Origin of the sequence: Pseudomonas lundensis (assembly GCF_002269125.1) — a bacterium.
In the GTDB taxonomy this organism is placed as follows: Bacteria; Pseudomonadota; Gammaproteobacteria; order Pseudomonadales; family Pseudomonadaceae; genus Aquipseudomonas; species Aquipseudomonas lundensis_A.
The window spans coordinates 54611-71206 of record NZ_NQKI01000022.1 but is presented as its reverse complement, the minus strand read 5'-3'; the positions used below and the strand labels follow the sequence as shown (position 1 = coordinate 71206).

The window sequence follows — 16596 nt, the reverse complement described above, 5'->3', positions numbered from 1 at the left end:
CGCCATTCTTCAAGGGAGAGCCGTGTGGCCATCGATATTCACTGGATTCGCGACAACGATAGCCTCGGTCAACATTGCGCCCAATGGCAGCATTTGCCGTTCGTAGCCCTCGACACCGAATTCATGCGGGTCGACACCTTTTACCCGATTGCCGGTTTGATTCAGATCGGCGACGGGGAGCGCGCTTACCTGATTGACCCGTTGACCATCGACAACTGGCAGCCGCTGGCGGCCCTGCTGGAAAACCCGGCAGTGGTTAAAGTGTTGCACGCGTGCAGCGAGGACCTTGAGGTGCTGTTGCGCCTGACGGGCAGTTTGCCTGCGCCCTTGTTTGACACCCAGTTGGCAGCCGCTTACCTGAACCTGGGCTTCTCAATGGGTTATTCGCGCCTGGTCAAGGAAGTGCTCGACCTGGACCTGCCCAAAGGCGAAACCCGTTCGGACTGGCTGCAACGCCCACTCTCCGAAACCCAGATCAGTTACGCCGCCGAAGATGCACAACATCTGGCTGAAGTGTATGTGTTGTTGCGTCCGCGCCTGCCCGATGAGAAGTACAACTGGGTGCTGGAAGACGGTGCTGAACTGGTGGCGAACTTGCGCCGCGAAGTGGACCCGAACGAGGTGTACCGCGAGGCCAAGCTGGCGTGGAAACTGTCCCGCGATCAGTTGGCGGTGTTGCGAGAAATCTGCGCCTGGCGTGAACGTGAAGCCCGCGCCCGCGACCTGCCGCGTAACCGGATCGTACGTGAACATGCGTTGTGGCCGTTGGCCAAAACTCAGCCCGACAATCTGGTGTCGTTGGCGCGCATTGAAGACATGCACCCGCGAACCGTGCGCCAGGACGGCGAATTTTTGCTCGGCCTGATCAAGCGTGCAGGCAGTCTGCCGCCGGAGCAGTGGCCACCTGCCGTACCCGAGCCGTTGCCGGTGGAGGCCGCTGCGTTGATCAAGCGCCTGCGGGCCGTGGGTCAGGTCTATGCCGAACAACTGAACATGGCGCCCGAGCTGATGCTGCGCAAGAAAACCCTGGAAGCGCTGGTCAAAAGCGGCTTCCCCAATGGGCCTTATCAATTGCCGGACTCACTGCGCGGATGGCGCCGTGAGCTGATGGGTCAGGCACTGCTCGACAGCCTGGCCACTGCTGGAGAACCGTCGTGAAACGTATTTGCTCTATTTACCGCAGCACCAAGCGCAACGAAATGTATTTGTACGTGCTCAAGGCCGATGCCCTGGAGCGCGTGCCGGAGCCTTTGATGGCGGCGTTTGGCAAAGCCATTCACGCGTTCGATCTGGTGCTGACCCCCGAGCGCAAGCTGTCGCGCGAAGACATCGCCGTGGTGTTGGAAAACCTTGAGAAACAGGGCTATCACCTGCAGATGCCACCGGCCGAAGACGAATACATCGAACACTTGCCCGAAGAGCTATTGCGTCGCAACGACCCGATGTAAAAGCCCGATCCGGGTGCCCGGCAGCGGGCACCTGTCCTGAGTGGATTCAATTGCATTGGCGGTGCCTGAACTCGACGCGTTAACCCGCGACGGCGGCCGCTGGCAGCGTTTTAAAAAGGTTACGAGCATGCGCGTTCTGATTGCCGAACATGACCACCCCCTTTACACACGCCTGCTGCAACAGGCAGCGCCTGAACTGGACGTGTTGACCAGTGGCGATTCGGCGCAGCTGTCGCGTCTGGCGGCCGATTGCCCGGTATGGTTGGGCCAGCCTGATCTGCTGGCGACGCTGATGCGTCAAGGTCATCAACCGCAGTGGCTGCAATCGACCTGGGCCGGCATCACGCCGCTGTTGGCCGGCGGCTTGCAGCGTAACTACCGCCTGACCCGTGCCGTGGGCATTTTCGGGCAGGTGATGGCCGAATACGTCCTCACGTACATCCTCGGGCACGAGCGCGAAGTCATGGCGCGGCTGGTCAGTCAGGTGGAGCGCAAATGGGACAACCGCATGGGCCAGAGTCTGGTCGGGCGCAAGGTGCTGATCGTCGGCGCCGGAGACATTGGCCAGACCGTGGCGCAGTTTCTCCAACCGTTTGGCGTGGAGCTGTATGCCATCGCCCGTACGGCCCGTGAACAGGCGCCCTTCAAGGAGGTAGGTACGCTGGACGATTTGCCGCGCCTGGTTGGGGCGGTGGATTACGTGGTGAACCTGTTGCCCAACACGCCGGACACTCACGATCTGTACGATGCCGAGCTGTTTGCGCAATTCAACCCCACCGGGGTCTTCATCAACGCCGGGCGCGGCGTCGCCGTGGTGGACGCGGACCTGGTTGAAGCGTTGCGGGTTGGCCATATTGCAGCCGCCGTGATTGACGTTTGCCGGCAAGAGCCATTGCCCGCCAAGCATCCGTTCTGGACCGCTTGGGGCCTGTTGTTGACGGGTCACAGTTCGGCACCGACTTCACCGTCGTTGATGGTGCAACTGTTCGTCGACAATCTGCGTGCGTTTCAGGCGGGGCAGCCAATGCGTGGCGAAGTGGATTTCACGCGCGGCTATTAACAGTCTGTAGTGGCTGCCGGGCAGCGCGAGCGTTTAATTGTCAGGTCAAACGCTCGCGGTATGCGGCTGCCACAGCGCAATCGCTTAGAGGCTGAAATCACCTTCAGCGACTAATTTGCTCAGCGGCTCACGCTGGCTGGGCACTTCCTTGGCTTGCAGGTAATCCACCAGCGTCGCTTTGTCACCCAGCTTGCCGATCGCCACCATGGCTTGCACGGCATAGCCTTCCGGGATTTTCAGTTCTTTATGGGCGCGCTCGTAATCGAGCCCGCTCATGCCGTGGGTGTGCCAGCCGCTCAAGTGGGCTTGCAAAGCCAGATGGCCCCAGGCTGCGCCGGTATCGAACGCGTTAGTGGGTGAAGGTTTCTCTTCGGTGGTGCCCGGTGCGGCGAAGGTGGTTTTCGACACAATCACCACCAGCGCGGCCGCGTGCTTGGCCCAACCCTGATTGAATTCCACCAGCAAGCTCAGGTAGCGATCAAACGCCGGCGTGCCACGCAGCGCGAACAGAAAGCGCCACGGCTGCGAGTTGTAAGCCGAGGGCGCCCAGCGTGCGGCTTCGAAAAAGCTCATCAGGGTCGGTTTATCGATGGTTGCATCGGTAAAGGCGCGGGGTGACCAGCGTTGGGTGAATTGCTCATGAATGGCGTGATCGGCGATGCGGGTATTAGCAGTCATTCTCGATACCTGAGTTAATTTTCGCAGTTCAGCGTAGGCGCAAAGCTACTGTTATGCCATCGAGCTGACAAGTCTGACGACAAGCCCTTGGCCCGCGGGGCCTTGGGCACTAGACTGGCGGCCTTTTCCATTTCCCGATGTTGATGTTTGAGCCATGGCCGCAAAAGTTGAACCGTTCTGGATCCGCAAAACCCTCGATCAACTGGATCAGGAGGAATGGGAGTCGCTGTGCGATGGCTGCGGCCTGTGCTGCCTGCAAAAGCTCGAAGATGAAGACGACAACAGCGTCTACTACACGCGCATTGCCTGCAAATTGCTCGACCTGAAAACCTGTCAGTGCACTGACTACCCGAATCGACGTGATTCCGTTCCGGACTGCATTCAACTGTCGCCGGGCAAGGCAGAAGCGTTCAAATGGCTACCGCCCACCTGCGGCTACCGCCTGGTCAGCGAGCGCAAGGATTTGCCGTTGTGGCACCACTTGGTATGCGGTGATCCGGATGCGGTGCATCACGAGCGCATCTCGCAATCGGGACGCATGCTGGCCGAAGGCAGCGTGCCGGAAGAAGACTGGGAAGATCACCTGATTTTCCGCGCCGGTTAACGCCCGGAGCGGTCGCAAGGAGTGTGTATGCCGCTGCGTTACCAACTACCTCTGGGACTCCTGATTGCACTGCTCGGCAGCCCGTTGTGGGCTGCGCAAAAAGTCAATCTGGATTACCACGTGCGCCTGATGCCGCAGACCGGCCAGGCCGACGTGCGCCTGACGTTGGCTGAAGGCTCAGCCGTGCGCAGCCTGGATTTTGACCTTGGCGCCCCCGGCAGCTACAGCGACTTCAAGGCCGATGGCGGCTGGCAGCTCACTGCTGACCCGCAACACAGCCGTGGCGTGTGGCATCCCGCGTCAGGCACCGCCAGTCTGAGTTACCGGGTTCGCCTCAATCACCCCTTCAAGAACGGCAGTTTCGACACCTATTCCACGGCCAAGTGGGCGTTGTTCCGTGGCGAGCAACTGGTGCCGCCTGCCAGCCTCGATCAGCAGGACGGTACCGAGCTGGTGTCGCGGCTGACGTTCGTCTTGCCCGACGGCTGGAAAAGTGTCGAAACAGCGTGGCCGCGTATCGGTAAAAACCGTTTCCGTATTGATGACGTGTCGCGTTTGTTTGATCGGCCAACCGGGTGGATGCTGGCGGGCACGTTGGGCAGCCGTCGCACCACGTTGGGCGAAACCGAGGTCACCGTTGCCGCGCCGCAAGGGCAAGGCATGCGGCGTATGGACGTCCTGACGCTGCTGACGTTCGTCTGGCCGCAGGTGCAAGCAGTGTTCCCGCGCAACCCGCCCAAGTTACTGATCGTGGGTGCGGGCAGCCCGATGTGGAAAGGCGCCAGCGCCGACCGCAACTCCATTTACCTGAGCAGCGCGTTGCCGATGGTCAGCGAGTCTGGCAGCAGCCCGTTGTTGCGCGAAGTGGTGCAACTGTTCAGTGGCATCCAGGTAGAGCCGGGCCATGACTGGATCAGCCAAGGGCTGAGCGAGTATTACGCCATTGAATTGATGCGCCGCGCAGGCGGGATGAGCGACGAGCGTTATCAGACGTTGCAGCACAAGCTCAATGCGACCGGCAAAGGCGTCACGGGGTTGCGCGGCGCGCAGGCCAATCCGGCGGCGGTGGCGCGTGCTGTGACGCTGTTGCAGGCGCTGGACCGCGAAATTCGTCTGCAAACCCATAGCAAGCGTTCGCTGGACGATGTGAGCCAAGCGTTGATGCGCATGGACAAGGTCAACACCCCGTCGTTTATCCAGCTGAGCGAAAGCGTGCTGGGCGGCGCATCCGAGGTGCTCGACACCCCGCTGCTGCAGTAAGCGTTCGCACTGCTGTCGTTGCAGACCCGGTAGCCGGTGAGGGTCTGCAGTGATTGTTTTCTTTACGCCCTTTTTACGCCCCCGCATCCCCCTCGATCTCGATCCTTTACACCCCTGAACCCCACACTTTCCCAACACGCGGCAATCGCCGCTTTGGGGAGCACGTCGATGGGCATTCTGGATGGGGTGTCGCTGCTGTTGGCAGTGGGGCTGTTCGTTTATCTGCTGGTGGCGCTGTTGCGCGCTGATCGGAATTAGGAGCGGGTATGCACAGTTATGACTATGAGCTGTTGCTGGCCTTTTTCGCGTTGGTGTTGCTGCCTGCGCCCTGGCTGGGACGTTTTTATTACAAGGTCATGGAAGGTCAGCGCACGTGGTTGACGCCAGTGTTCGGGCCGGTCGAGAAGGTCTGTTACCGGGTGGCCGGGGTCGATCCGGGGGATGAGCAAAGCTGGCAGAAGTACACGCTGGCGTTGCTGGCGTTCAACCTCGCAGGCTTTGTGTTGCTGTTCGCGATTTTGCTGTTGCAGCAGTATTTGCCGCTCAACCCGCAGCAGTTGCCGGGGCAGGAGTGGACGCAGGCGTTCAACACCGCCGTGAGTTTTGTCACCAACACCAACTGGCAGAGCTACAGCGGCGAAGCGACGCTCAGTTACTTCAGCCAGATGGCTGGCCTGACTGTGCAGAACTTCGTCAGTGCGGCCACCGGCCTGGCGGTATTGGTTGCCTTGTGCCGTGGTATTAGCCGTCGGTCGGCCCGTACGCTGGGCAATTTCTGGGTCGACATGACCCGCGCCACGCTCTACGGCTTGCTGCCGTTGTGCCTGGTGCTGGCGTTGCTGCTGGTGTGGCAGGGCGTGCCGCAAACCTTCGCGCACTATGTCAGTGCGGTGACGGTGCAGGGTGTGGATCAGGTCATCCCGCTCGGCCCGGCGGCGAGTCAAATTGCGATCAAGCAACTGGGCACCAATGGCGGTGGCTTTTTTGGGGTCAACTCGGCGCACCCGTTCGAGAACCCGACAGCCTGGAGCAACCTGTTTGAAGTGGCGTCAATCATCCTGATTCCCGTGGCGCTGGTGTTTATGTTTGGCCATTACGTCAAGGACCTGCGCCAAAGCCGGGCCATCATCGCCTGCATGCTGGCGTTGTTCCTGGTCGGCGGCGGCACGGCGTTGTATGCAGAGTCTCAACCCAACCCTGCGCTCAACAGCCCGTTGGTTGAACACAGCGCCCCGCTGGAAGGCAAGGAAGTGCGTTTTGGCACCACCGCTACGGTGCTGTGGACCGAGACCACCACCGCTGCGTCAAACGGTTCGGTTAATGGCATGCATGACAGCCTCAACCCCCTGAGCGGGATGGTGGCGCTGGCCAACATGATGGTAGGTGAAGTGATCTTCGGCGGGGTAGGCGCCGGTCTCTACGGCATGTTGCTCAACGTGCTGATTGCCGTGTTCCTGGCCGGTTTGATGATTGGCCGTACCCCCGAGTACTTGGGCAAAAAACTGCAAGCCAAAGAGGTGCAACTGCTGGTGGTCACGCTGCTGGTGATGCCGGTGGGCGTGCTGGTGCTCAGTGCGTTGGCGACCAGTGTGCCGAGTGCCGTTGCGTCGGTGAGCAACCCGGGTGCCCATGGTTTCAGTCAAGTGCTGTATGCCTTTACCTCGGCCAGTGCCAACAACGGTTCTGCGTTTGCCGGCCTAAATGCCAACACGCCGTTTTACAACCTGATGCTGGGGCTGGGGATGTTGATCGGCCGTTTCGGCTACATCCTGCCGGTACTGGCACTGGCCGGGAGTTTGGCGATGAAGAAAACCGCACCCGTAGGGCAGGACAGCTTCCCCACCCACGGCCCGCTGTTTGTGGTGCTGTTGACCATGACCATCGTGCTGGTGGGCGGTTTGACCTTCTTGCCGACACTGGCCCTTGGCCCTATCGCTGAACAACTGATTCCGGGCTTCTGAGGACACGATGATGAGCATGCCAGCTCCTGTTAAAACCCTGACGCCTGCGCCTGCCACTCAGGCGCCCGCGTCACCGAAAACCGCGTTTGCCGACCTGTGGCGTCCGGCGTTGTTGCAAGCGTTCGTCAAACTTGACCCGCGTCAGCTCAAGCGCTCGCCCGTGATGCTGGTGGTGGAATTGACGGCGATCTTCACCACGATTTTGTGCGTGCTGCCCGACCCTGTGGTGTCCACCGGCGTGGCGCTGCAAATCGCACTGTGGCTGTGGTTTACCGTGCTGTTTGCCAACTTCGCCGAAGCCCTGGCCGAGGGCCGGGGCAAGGCACGGGCCGACAGCCTGAAGGCGGGCAGCGTGGGTTTGAGTGCGCGCCGTCGCACCGCCAACGGCAGCTTTGAAGTGGTCCCGGCCACGCGCTTGCGCAAAGGCGATGTGGTGCGTGTTGAAGCCGGGGAGATGATCCCCGGTGACGGCGAAGTGATTGAAGGCATTGCTGCGGTCAACGAAGCAGCGATTACCGGCGAGTCCGCTCCGGTGATCCGCGAGTCGGGCGGTGACCGTTCGGCCGTCACGGGCAACACGCGGCTGGTGTCGGACTGGCTGCTGGTGCAGATCAGCGCCAACCCCGGGGAGTCGACGCTCGACCGCATGATCGCGCTGGTCGAAGGCGCCAAACGCCAGAAAACCCCCAACGAAGTGGCGCTGGATATTCTGCTGATCGGCCTGACCCTGATTTTTTTGATCGTGGTCGTGACCTTGCAACCTTTCGCCTATTTTGCGGGAGGCAGCCTGCCGTTGGTGTTTCTGGTCGCGCTGTTGGTGACATTGATCCCGACCACCATCGGCGGCTTGCTGTCGGCCATCGGCATTGCCGGCATGGACCGGCTGGTACGCCTGAATGTGATTGCCAAGTCAGGCCGCGCGGTGGAAGCCGCGGGTGACGTGCATGTGCTGATGCTGGATAAGACCGGCACCATCACCTTCGGTAACCGTCGCTGCACCGCGCTGTACGCGGCGCCCGGCGTGACTGCGATGGAGATGGCGCAGGGCGCGCTGTTGGCGTCGCTGGCCGACGACACGGCCGAGGGCAAGTCGATTGTCGAGTTCATCCGTGGGCTGCACGCACTGCCCGAGCCCGAGGCGCATGACATCACAGCGGTGCCGTTTACGGCTGAAACGCGGCTGTCAGGTGTCGATTACAACATGCGCGTGTACCGCAAGGGCGCCGTGGATTCGGTACTGGCCTTTGTCGGCCTCAAACGTGACGACGTCGCACCGGCCTTGTCCCGTGAAATCGACAAAATTGCCCAAAGCGGCGGCACCCCGTTGCTGGTGTGCGTGCAAGGCAAGCTGCTGGGCGTGATTCACCTCAAGGACGTGGTCAAGCCGGGCATCCGCGAGCGGTTTGCCGAACTGCGCAAACTGGGGATTCGCACGGTCATGGTGACCGGTGACAACCCGCTGACCGCCGCAGCAATCGCGGCCGAGGCGGGGGTCGATGATGTGTTGGCAGAAGCCACACCGGAAAAAAAGCTGGCGCGCATCCGCCAGGAACAGAACGACGGCCGTCTGGTGGCGATGTGCGGCGACGGCGCCAACGATGCGCCAGCGCTGGCGCAGGCCGACGTGGGCATGGCGATGAACGACGGCACCCAGGCGGCCCGCGAAGCCGCCAACATGGTCGACCTCGACAGCGACCCCACCAAGTTGCTGGATGTGGTGCAGATCGGTAAAGAGCTGCTGGTGACCCGGGGCGCGCTGACCACGTTCTCGATTGCCAACGACGTGGCCAAGTATTTCGCCATCTTGCCTGCGCTGTTTGCCACGATCTACCCGCAACTGGGCGTGCTCAACGTGATGCACCTTAATAGCCCGCAGAGCGCCATTCTTTCAGCGATCGTGTTTAACGCGCTGATTATCGTGGTGCTGATCCCGTTGGCCTTGCGCGGCGTGCGGGTGCAGGCGGCGAGCGCCGCGCAACTGCTGCGCCGCAACCTGCTGATTTACGGTCTTGGGGGGCTGGTGGTGCCATTTGTGGGCATCAAGCTGATCGACATGCTGCTCACGACGCTGCACCTGGTTTAACCCGAGGAGGAACGCAACATGGCTACTCTTTTACGTCCAGCCCTGAGCCTGATGGTGTTGTTGACGGCGATTACCGGGGTGATTTACCCGCTGACCGTGACCGGGATTGCACAACTGGCATTTCCCGATCAGGCCAATGGCAGTCTGGTGCGCGATGCGGATGGCAGCGTGCGCGGTTCGCAGTTGATCGCCCAAGCCTTCACCGGCGAACAATGGTTTCATTCGCGTCCCTCGGCCGGGGCGTATGCCACGGTGTCGAGCGCGGCCAGCAACCTGGCGCCGAGCAACCCGGCGCTGGCGGCGCGGGTCAAGGACAGTGCCGCCGAATGGGCCGTGCCCGAACAGGGGCCGGTGCCGCTGGCGATGCTCACCACGTCGGCCAGTGGGCTGGATCCGCACTTGCCACCTGAGGCAATACGCTGTCAACTGCCACGTGTGGCCGCGGCCCGTGGCCTGCCGGTGCAAACGGTGGAGCAACTGCTCGAGGCGCATATTGAGCAGCCTTGGGTAGGGCCGCCGGTGGTGAACGTGCTAAACCTGAACCGGGCGCTGGCGCAGCTCAAACCCTGAGTCACCAGCCCCCGCAGTCGCTGCCGCCTGTTGCGGCAACGGCTGCGTTGTTCTCCATTTGAATAGGTAAAGACATGACAGATTCCGGTCGCGCCGATGCGTTGTTAGCTGATTTGCCTCGGGCCGGCCGTGGCCGGCTTAAGGTATTTCTGGGCGCGGCCCCGGGTGTGGGCAAGACCTACGCCATGCTTCAGGCGGCACACACTCACGTGCGCCAGGGCGTCAGGGTGCTGGTCGGGGTGGTGGAAACCCATGGCCGCGCCGAAACCCAGGCGCTGCTCAACGGCTTGGCGCAACAGCCGCTGGTGCGCTCGCAGTACCGGGGCGTGCAGCTTGAAGAGATGGACCTGGATGGCCTGCTGGAGGCCCGGCCCGCGCTGGCACTGGTGGACGAGCTGGCCCACAGCAACGCGCCCGGCAGTCGTCATGCCAAGCGCTGGCAAGACGTGCAGGAGTTGCTGGCCGCCGGGATTGATGTCTACACCACAGTCAACGTCCAGCATCTGGAAAGCCTCAACGATCAAGTGCGCGGCATCACCGGCGTGCACGTGCGCGAAACCCTGCCGGACTGGATCGTGCAGGAGGCCTACGAACTGTTGCTGATCGACCTGCCGCCCCGCGAACTGTTGGAGCGGCTGCGCGATGGCAAGGTGTATGTGCCCGAGCAGGCCCGCGCGGCCATCGATGCCTTCTTCACCCAGACCAACCTCAATGCCCTGCGCGAATTGGCGATGCAGACCGCGGCGGTGTACGTCGATGATGAACTGGACAAAGGGTATCGTCAGCTCGGTCAAGCTGCCCCGGCGTTGCGCGGGCGCCTGCTGGTGGGCATTGATGGCGATGCTCAGGCAGAGCGGCTGGTGCGTCACGCCAGCCGGGTGGCCGAGCGGCGACATTTGCCGTGGAGTCTGGTGCATGTCGACAACGGGCGTGCACGTGACGAGCAGGCGCGTTTGCGCCTGCAAAGTGCGCAGCAATTGGCCGAGCGTCTGGGGGGCGAAGTGGTGTTGCTGCGTGCCGCAGAAGTGGCGAAAACCCTGATTCAGCACGCCGCAGAGCGCCGCGCCAGTTTGCTGCTGGTGGGCCAGTCGCGGCCCAGTTGGCGCAGGAAAGTCTTCGGCGGCGGGCTGGCCTCGCGATTGTTGCGCGATGCCCACGGGCTGGAAATCAACGTGCTCGACAACGAGCAGGCGCCGGATGCCAGGCCGCGCCGGCACGTGGGGTCGCTGGTGTGGTTCGACTACGGTCTGGCGCTGTTGGCGACTGTACTGGCCAGTGCGTTGGCCTGGGGAGTGTCCAGTGTGCTGGCGCTGCCCAATATTTCGATGGTGTTTCTGGCGGCCGTGCTGCTGGTCGCGGTGCGCAGCAGCCTGGGGCCTGCGCTGGCGTGTGCGGCGATGTCCTTTTTGGCCTATGACTTTTTGTTCATTCCGCCGAATTTCTCGTTCAGCATCCAGCGCGAAGAAGACGTCCTGACGCTGGTGTTTTTCCTGTTGATGGCTGCCCTGACCGGCAACCTCGCGGCCCGTCAGCGCCGTCAGTTGCAAGCGTTGCGCGAGACCCAGCAAGAAACCAGCGAACTGCTGGACCTGTCACGCAAATTGACGGCCGCCACTGACCGTAAAGCGGTGGTCAATGCCGCCGCCCAGCACCTGAGCGGCTGGAAAGAGCTCAACCTGTGCCTGCTCAATCGTGATGGCAGCGGCGGCTGGACGGTGGAAACCGGCGGGCCTTTGCAATTTAACGAAGCCGAGCGCGCGGCCGCTGATTGGGCCTGGAGCCACGAGCAACCGGCAGGCAAAGGCACGGGCACATTGCCGATGGGCCGTTGGTGGTGGTGGCCGCTGACCGTTGACGACGGTCCGTTGGCCTTGCTGGGCGTCAGCCCGAAAGAAGGCCAAGCCTTGAGTGGTCAGCGGCGGCGTTTGCTGATGGCCCTCAGCCAGCCTTTGGCGCAAGCGCTGGCCCGCGCGCAACTGGCCCAAGACCTTGAAGCCGCACGCTTGCATGGTGAAACCGAACAATTGCGCAGCGCCTTGCTGGCCTCCGTGTCCCACGACCTGCGCACGCCCTTGACCACCATGCGCGGCAGCATTGATACGTTGCTCGCGCTGGGCGAGGCGATCCCGCTGGACGACCGCCGCGAGTTGCTGGAGGGCACCCGTGACGAGGCCGAGCGTCTGGATCGTTACATCCAGAACCTGCTGGACATGACCCGCCTGGGCCACGGCGCCTTGAAGCTGGCCCGCGACTGGGTGTCACCGGCCGACATTGTCGGCAGTGCGTTGAATCGGCTGCGGGCTGTGCTCGCGCCATTACAGGTACAGGTCGATGTGGCGCCGCAGTTGCCGCTGTTACATATCCACGCGGCGTTGATCGAGCAGGCGCTGATCAATGTGCTGGAAAACGCGGCGCGCTTCTCGCCGCCTCAGGGCGTACTGCAACTGGTGGCGGGGGCCAATCAACAGGAACTGTGGTTTGCCGTGAGCGATCAGGGCCCCGGTATCCCGGAAGAAGACCGGGCGAAGATTTTCGACATGTTTTACACCGCAGCCCGCGGCGACCGGGGCGGGCAAGGCACGGGGTTGGGGCTGGCGATCTGTCAGGGCATGGTCGGCGCCCACGGCGGGCGCATCAGTGTGGGCGAGGGCATCGAGGGGCGCGGCACCTGCATCACCCTGCATTTGCCGCTGCCTGAACAGCCTCAGCCTGAAGGGGAAGAGCCGCCCCGTGAACCCTGATATTCTTCGCGCCTCTTCGCACGGTGAACCCACGCCATGAGCCAACCCACAACTGTTCTGGTCATTGATGACGAACCGCAGATCCGCAAGTTTTTGCGTATCAGCCTGGTGTCTCAGGGGTACCAGGTGCTGGAAGCGGCCACGGGTGCCGAAGGCTTGAGCCTGGCCGCGCTGCAAAAACCGGATGTCCTGGTGCTGGATCTCGGTTTGCCGGACATGGACGGCCAGCAGGTGCTGCGCGAATTTCGCGAATGGTCGGGCGTGCCGGTACTGGTGCTGTCGGTGCGGGCCAGCGAAGCGCAAAAGGTCCAGGCGCTGGATGGCGGCGCCAATGATTACGTGACCAAACCGTTCGGGATTCAGGAATTTTTGGCGCGCATCCGTGCGTTATTGCGCCAGATCCCCGTGGGTGAATTGCAACAATCGGCGGTCGAGGTCGGGCCACTGACCGTGGATCTGGCGTATCGCCGTGTGCTGCTCGAGGGTGCCGAAGTCGCCCTGACGCGCAAGGAATATGCGGTGCTGGCGCAGTTGGCGCGCCATCCGGGGCGGGTCATTACCCAGCAACAATTGCTTAAGGATATTTGGGGGCCGACCCATGTGGAGAACAGCCATTACCTGCGCATCGTGGTCGGTCATCTGCGACAAAAGCTGGCAGATGACCCGACCTGCCCGCGCTTTATCGTGACCGAACCGGGCGTGGGCTATCGTTTGCTGGACGCTTAGTGGGCTTCACGCTCGTAGCGGTCCAGTGTGTCGCTGGCAATTTCGCGGCCTAAAGCGATCAGTTCGGGCGCTTTGTAAAACTCGAAAAAACGGCACACCCGCTTGGGCACGTTAATCAGGATGTCGGGCGGGTAACCGGCGATTTTGTATTGCGCCAGTGAGGTCTGCATGACTTCGAAACTCTGGTTGATCAAATCCAGCAGCGACGCCGGGCCGACGTTGTCGATGATGAACGAGCCCGAGGCTGACTTGGGCGCGCCTTCGTGGGTCGGCGCGGCGGCCGGTTGCTGACCGTCGGGCCGGGACGATTCGATCCAGGGATTGAGCGCGGCATCCGGGGCAGGCTTGAGCAGCTCTTGCTCCAGCTCCAGCAGGTCGTTTGCATGTTTAGTACGAAACGGCATGTGTGAGCCGAGGGAGTTCATCAGGTTGTCGAAACGGCTTTTAAACGCCGGGGCACGTTGAATGACGGGCAACTGGTAGCAGTTTTGGCTGGTGGAGTTCAGGTTGACGGCGATGATCAGGTCGCAATGGCTGGAGACCACCGGGACGATGGGCAGCGGGTTGAGCAGGCCGCCGTCTACCAGCATGCGGTTGCCTTGCATCACCGGGGTAAACAGGCTGGGGATCGCCGCTGACGCCCGCATTGCCTGATGCAGGCAGCCTTCCTGAAACCAGATTTCCTGTTGGTGGGTCAGGTCCGTGGCCACGGCGGTGTAAGGGATGCGCAAGTCTTCGATGTTGATTTCACCGACGATGTTGCGGATTTGGCCGAACACTTTTTCGCCGCGAATGGCGCCCAGGCGAAAGCTCACGTCAACCAGCCGCAACACATCGAGATAATCCAGGCTTTGAATCCAGTCGCGGTACAGATCAAGCTTACCGGCCGCGTAAATGCCCCCTACCACGGCGCCCATCGAGCACCCGGCAATACAGGCGATGTCGTAGCCACGGCGTTCGAGTTCTTCAATGACACCAATGTGGGCATACCCGCGGGCGCCACCCGAGCCCAACACCAACGCAACGCGCTTTTTCATGAATCAATCCTTGGCAGTAAGGTGCTAACAATGCAATGCCTTTTCCTGAATGGGCAAGCTAGTCTTGCAAAGAGGGCGCGCTGGGGCGGGGCACTTTCTGCATCCTTTTGCGTCTTAGCCTCTGATTAATATTATTTGTTCGAGGATATGTCCATGAAAGCGCTGATCTGTGTGCCGTTGATGGCGTTGATGCTGGCCGGTTGTGCGGGCAAAACGGCCTACCGTGACAGTTGCGCGACGCAGCTGGATGCGGCCTGGCACGAGCTGGACCTGGCCAAGGCCGAAGGTTTTGCCGGCACTATCAGTTACTCCAAGGCCCTGTCATTGCTGACCGGGGCTAAAACGCAACAACAGTTCGAGGCGTTTGAAGGCTGCTCGAAAAAAGCCGAGAAAGCGCGTTTCTATATTCGTGAGTCGCGCGCAGGTCGTTAAGCCGGTGCGGGACGGGGAGGGGATGGATGTCTGATTGGGTTGACAGGATTGTGGCGAACATTGTGCGTCTGGAGGTCAGGTTACTGGCCTGTCAGGCGCGCTTGCAGGCCGAAACCGACCCTGAGGCGTTGCACGATTTGCGCACTACGGTGCGCCGCCTGCGCAGTTTGCTCAGGCCCTTGCGCGGCTTGCCGGGCGTGGTCCAGCTGGAAATGGCGGCGTCGCAAGTGGGCGCCCTGACGACGCCATTACGCGATCTGGAAGTCCTGGCGGCGTACCTGCGCCAACAGGGGTATGTGCAGTTGGCTGAGCGTCGGCTGTCACAGCTGGCCGGCAGTTATGGCGCTGTTGCCGAAAGCGCGCAATTGGCGCAACTGCTTATGATCCTCGACGTCTTCCCGCGCTTTCTGCGGGCCGCACAGCGCGAAGGGCTGATGCGCGGTTTGCGTCAACGCATCGAAAAGGTGCTTGAAAAACAATGGCAGGCCCTCGAAAAAGCGCTGAATGATCCCGGCCATGACCGGCACCGTGTACGCCTTTTGATCAAGCGCGTGCGCTACGCCGCCGAAGCCTATCCCGAACTTGATTGCTTGCCGCCGAGGGTACTGGCACGGCTCAAAGTGGCGCAAAAAGCCTTGGGCGACTGGCACGATGCCTGGCAGTGGTTGCTGCAAGCCGAGCAGCAGCCGGACCTGCAGCCCTGTGTCCAGGCATGGCGTGAGACCCTGGCCCGTGGTGAAAAGGACGCCGACCGGGCGTTGATCAAATTGAGTGCAGCCTGTTTTCACTCATGATTTGGCCGAATCAAGCGCTGTGCCGTGCCTGTCGGGTGCGTAGTATTCGCCCCTAATCATCGGTTTCGAGGTGTTCATGCAGTTTTCTGAATTGGTTGCGGCGGTCCGTGATAATCCGTCGTCCGTCACCATCCCGGCTGACTGGGGGCAGGGGCGCGCAACGTTTGGTGGCTTGATGGTGGCCTTGCAATATGAAGCCATGCGCGCGCGGGTGCCTGCGCAGCGTGCCTTGCGCTCGCTGTCCGTAACCTTCGTTGGACCTGTGGCGCCGGATGACCCCGTCAGCTTTGAAGTCGACGTGCTGCGTGAAGGCAAAGCCGTCACTCAGGTGCTGGGCAGGGTGCTGCAACAGGGCCAAGTGGTGACCCTCGTGCAGGGCAGCTTCGGCGCGTCACGCGAGTCGACCGTCAACATGCAAAGCCTGCCCGCGCCGGACATGAAACCCGTCGAGGGCTGCCCACTGTTGCCCTATATCAAAGGCATTACACCGGAATTCATGCGGCATTTGTCGATGGGTTGGGCGGTGGGAGCCTTACCGTTTACCGGTAAAGGCGGGCGTGAAATGGGCGGCTGGGTGCGGTTTGCAGGCGAGGTCAAGGACGAGCCCCTGACCGAAACCCACGTACTGGCCCTGGTCGATGCCTGGCCACCGGCCTTGCTGCCGTTGCTGGGCAAGCCGGCAGCCGGTAGCACCTTGACCTGGACCATTGAGTTTGTGCAGCCGCTTGTTCACATCAGCACCCTTGAGTGGTGCAAATACCTGGCTGTGATCGAGCATGCGCAGGATGGTTATGGCCATGTGGCGGCTAATCTGTGGTCGCCAGAGGGCGACTTGATTGCGATCAGCCGCCAGACGGTCACGGTGTTTGGCTGATCAGAACGCCTGACTGTGTGGCCCGTCCTGCGCCTTGCGACGCTGGTGTTGCAGGCGGGTAGCCGCAAACAGCGTCACCAGGCCAATCACAGCACTGGTGGCGTTGCCACTGAAAATGCCTGAGGCCAGAAGCAGAAAGGCCACAACCATCAATGCGACAGCCATCAGGTCAATGGCCTGATGCGTGGCGCCTGCGTGGCTCTGCGGGTTCGAGCGCCATTGCCAGGCAGGTAGGTTGGGATGACGTTTGCCCATGATTGCACTCCTTGTTCAAGGGTTCAGCGTTGGCTGAACCGGATGAACAGAGAATAGGCTCGTGCAAGGCGCA

The 16596-nt window shown here is 61.7% G+C and carries 17 protein-coding genes; 14 read left to right on the top strand and 3 right to left on the bottom strand.

Annotated elements, in window-relative coordinates; translation table 11 throughout:
• Positions 1 to 24 precede the first annotated feature (24 nt).
• The 3 genes from rnd (at position 25) to CJF39_RS14630 (ending at position 2508) form a co-directional block, all read left to right on the top strand.
• The gene (gene rnd, locus CJF39_RS14640) at positions 25 to 1158 is read left to right on the top strand and encodes a ribonuclease D (RefSeq protein WP_094994059.1); all 1134 of its coding nucleotides are present in this window, start codon (positions 25 to 27) and stop codon (positions 1156 to 1158) included.
• Positions 1155 to 1448 carry a YcgL domain-containing protein gene (locus CJF39_RS14635; protein ID WP_047274112.1) on the top strand — a complete coding sequence of 98 codons (294 nt, stop codon included), beginning with the start codon at positions 1155 to 1157 and terminating at the stop codon, positions 1446 to 1448. The genes rnd and CJF39_RS14635 overlap by 4 nt, the downstream gene beginning before the upstream one ends.
• Positions 1449 to 1575: 127 nt before the next feature.
• Positions 1576 to 2508: a D-2-hydroxyacid dehydrogenase gene (locus tag CJF39_RS14630; protein ID WP_094994073.1), complete on the top strand. Its 933-nt coding sequence runs from the start codon at positions 1576 to 1578 to the stop codon at positions 2506 to 2508.
• An 84-nt stretch (positions 2509 to 2592) separates the two neighbouring features.
• On the opposite strand, the gene CJF39_RS14625 is transcribed toward CJF39_RS14630, so the two are convergent.
• Positions 2593 to 3186 carry a nitroreductase family protein gene (locus CJF39_RS14625; RefSeq protein WP_094994058.1) on the bottom strand — a complete coding sequence of 198 codons (594 nt, stop codon included), beginning with the start codon at positions 3184 to 3186 and terminating at the stop codon, positions 2593 to 2595.
• 154 nt (positions 3187 to 3340) lie between these two features.
• Here CJF39_RS14625 and CJF39_RS14620 point away from each other — a divergent pair, with 154 nt between their 5' ends.
• From CJF39_RS14620 to CJF39_RS14585, 8 genes are all read left to right on the top strand, one after another.
• A complete protein-coding gene (locus CJF39_RS14620) occupies positions 3341 to 3790 on the top strand; it encodes a YcgN family cysteine cluster protein (RefSeq protein WP_094994057.1) in 450 nt (149 codons plus the stop codon).
• A gap of 27 nt (positions 3791 to 3817) precedes the next feature.
• Positions 3818 to 5050, top strand: a complete 1233-nt coding sequence (locus CJF39_RS14615; RefSeq protein ID WP_094994056.1) for a hypothetical protein — start codon at positions 3818 to 3820, stop codon at positions 5048 to 5050.
• Positions 5051 to 5218: 168 nt separating this feature from the next.
• The gene (gene kdpF, locus CJF39_RS14610) at positions 5219 to 5308 is read left to right on the top strand and encodes a K(+)-transporting ATPase subunit F (protein WP_047274123.1); all 90 of its coding nucleotides are present in this window, start codon (positions 5219 to 5221) and stop codon (positions 5306 to 5308) included.
• An 8-nt stretch (positions 5309 to 5316) separates the two neighbouring features.
• The gene (gene kdpA / locus CJF39_RS14605; RefSeq protein WP_094994055.1) at positions 5317 to 7011 is read left to right on the top strand and encodes a potassium-transporting ATPase subunit KdpA; all 1695 of its coding nucleotides are present in this window, start codon (positions 5317 to 5319) and stop codon (positions 7009 to 7011) included.
• Between the two features lie 10 nt (positions 7012 to 7021).
• A complete protein-coding gene (kdpB, locus tag CJF39_RS14600; RefSeq protein ID WP_094994054.1) occupies positions 7022 to 9094 on the top strand; it encodes a potassium-transporting ATPase subunit KdpB in 2073 nt (690 codons plus the stop codon).
• 18 nt (positions 9095 to 9112) lie between these two features.
• A complete protein-coding gene (gene kdpC, locus CJF39_RS14595; protein ID WP_094994053.1) occupies positions 9113 to 9664 on the top strand; it encodes a potassium-transporting ATPase subunit KdpC in 552 nt (183 codons plus the stop codon).
• Between the two features lie 74 nt (positions 9665 to 9738).
• Entirely contained in the window at positions 9739 to 12405 is a 2667-nt protein-coding gene (locus CJF39_RS14590; protein WP_094994052.1) for a sensor histidine kinase, read from the top strand.
• 36 nt (positions 12406 to 12441) lie between these two features.
• Positions 12442 to 13131 (top strand): response regulator, encoded by a 690-nt coding sequence (locus CJF39_RS14585; protein WP_094994051.1) that lies wholly within the window; start codon positions 12442 to 12444, stop codon positions 13129 to 13131.
• On the opposite strand, the gene CJF39_RS14580 is transcribed toward CJF39_RS14585, so the two are convergent.
• Complete coding sequence (locus CJF39_RS14580; RefSeq protein WP_094994050.1) at positions 13128 to 14168, bottom strand: patatin-like phospholipase family protein; 1041 nt, start codon at positions 14166 to 14168, stop codon at positions 13128 to 13130. The two genes, CJF39_RS14585 and CJF39_RS14580, sit on opposite strands and share 4 nt — an antisense overlap.
• Positions 14169 to 14321: 153 nt before the next feature.
• Between CJF39_RS14580 and CJF39_RS14575 the strand changes: the two genes are divergently transcribed.
• The 3 genes from CJF39_RS14575 (at position 14322) to CJF39_RS14565 (ending at position 16268) form a co-directional block, all read left to right on the top strand.
• The gene (locus CJF39_RS14575; RefSeq protein WP_047274136.1) at positions 14322 to 14600 is read left to right on the top strand and encodes a hypothetical protein; all 279 of its coding nucleotides are present in this window, start codon (positions 14322 to 14324) and stop codon (positions 14598 to 14600) included.
• A 26-nt stretch (positions 14601 to 14626) separates the two neighbouring features.
• Positions 14627 to 15394 carry a CHAD domain-containing protein gene (locus CJF39_RS14570; RefSeq protein ID WP_094994049.1) on the top strand — a complete coding sequence of 256 codons (768 nt, stop codon included), beginning with the start codon at positions 14627 to 14629 and terminating at the stop codon, positions 15392 to 15394.
• 76 nt (positions 15395 to 15470) lie between these two features.
• Positions 15471 to 16268 (top strand): acyl-CoA thioesterase, encoded by a 798-nt coding sequence (locus CJF39_RS14565; protein ID WP_094994048.1) that lies wholly within the window; start codon positions 15471 to 15473, stop codon positions 16266 to 16268.
• Here the strand turns inward: CJF39_RS14565 and CJF39_RS14560 are convergent, their stop codons facing one another.
• Positions 16269 to 16523, bottom strand: a complete 255-nt coding sequence (locus tag CJF39_RS14560) for a terminase (RefSeq protein WP_094994047.1) — start codon at positions 16521 to 16523, stop codon at positions 16269 to 16271. It lies immediately after the preceding gene.
• Positions 16524 to 16596: the final 73 nt, after the last annotated feature.

Coding starts and splice junctions, on each gene's coding strand:
- CJF39_RS14615 (WP_094994056.1), top strand. CDS start 3,818: ATGCCGCTGCGTTACCAACTACCTCTGGGACTCCTGATTGCACTGCTC.
- CJF39_RS14560 (WP_094994047.1), bottom strand. CDS start 16,523: ATGGGCAAACGTCATCCCAACCTACCTGCCTGGCAATGGCGCTCGAAC.
- kdpB (WP_094994054.1), top strand. CDS start 7,022: ATGAGCATGCCAGCTCCTGTTAAAACCCTGACGCCTGCGCCTGCCACT.
- kdpA (WP_094994055.1), top strand. CDS start 5,317: ATGCACAGTTATGACTATGAGCTGTTGCTGGCCTTTTTCGCGTTGGTG.
- CJF39_RS14565 (WP_094994048.1), top strand. CDS start 15,471: ATGCAGTTTTCTGAATTGGTTGCGGCGGTCCGTGATAATCCGTCGTCC.
- kdpF (WP_047274123.1), top strand. CDS start 5,219: ATGGGCATTCTGGATGGGGTGTCGCTGCTGTTGGCAGTGGGGCTGTTC.
- CJF39_RS14575 (WP_047274136.1), top strand. CDS start 14,322: ATGAAAGCGCTGATCTGTGTGCCGTTGATGGCGTTGATGCTGGCCGGT.
- CJF39_RS14570 (WP_094994049.1), top strand. CDS start 14,627: ATGTCTGATTGGGTTGACAGGATTGTGGCGAACATTGTGCGTCTGGAG.
- CJF39_RS14630 (WP_094994073.1), top strand. CDS start 1,576: ATGCGCGTTCTGATTGCCGAACATGACCACCCCCTTTACACACGCCTG.
- kdpC (WP_094994053.1), top strand. CDS start 9,113: ATGGCTACTCTTTTACGTCCAGCCCTGAGCCTGATGGTGTTGTTGACG.
- CJF39_RS14620 (WP_094994057.1), top strand. CDS start 3,341: ATGGCCGCAAAAGTTGAACCGTTCTGGATCCGCAAAACCCTCGATCAA.
- CJF39_RS14590 (WP_094994052.1), top strand. CDS start 9,739: ATGACAGATTCCGGTCGCGCCGATGCGTTGTTAGCTGATTTGCCTCGG.
- CJF39_RS14585 (WP_094994051.1), top strand. CDS start 12,442: ATGAGCCAACCCACAACTGTTCTGGTCATTGATGACGAACCGCAGATC.
- CJF39_RS14625 (WP_094994058.1), bottom strand. CDS start 3,186: ATGACTGCTAATACCCGCATCGCCGATCACGCCATTCATGAGCAATTC.
- CJF39_RS14580 (WP_094994050.1), bottom strand. CDS start 14,168: ATGAAAAAGCGCGTTGCGTTGGTGTTGGGCTCGGGTGGCGCCCGCGGG.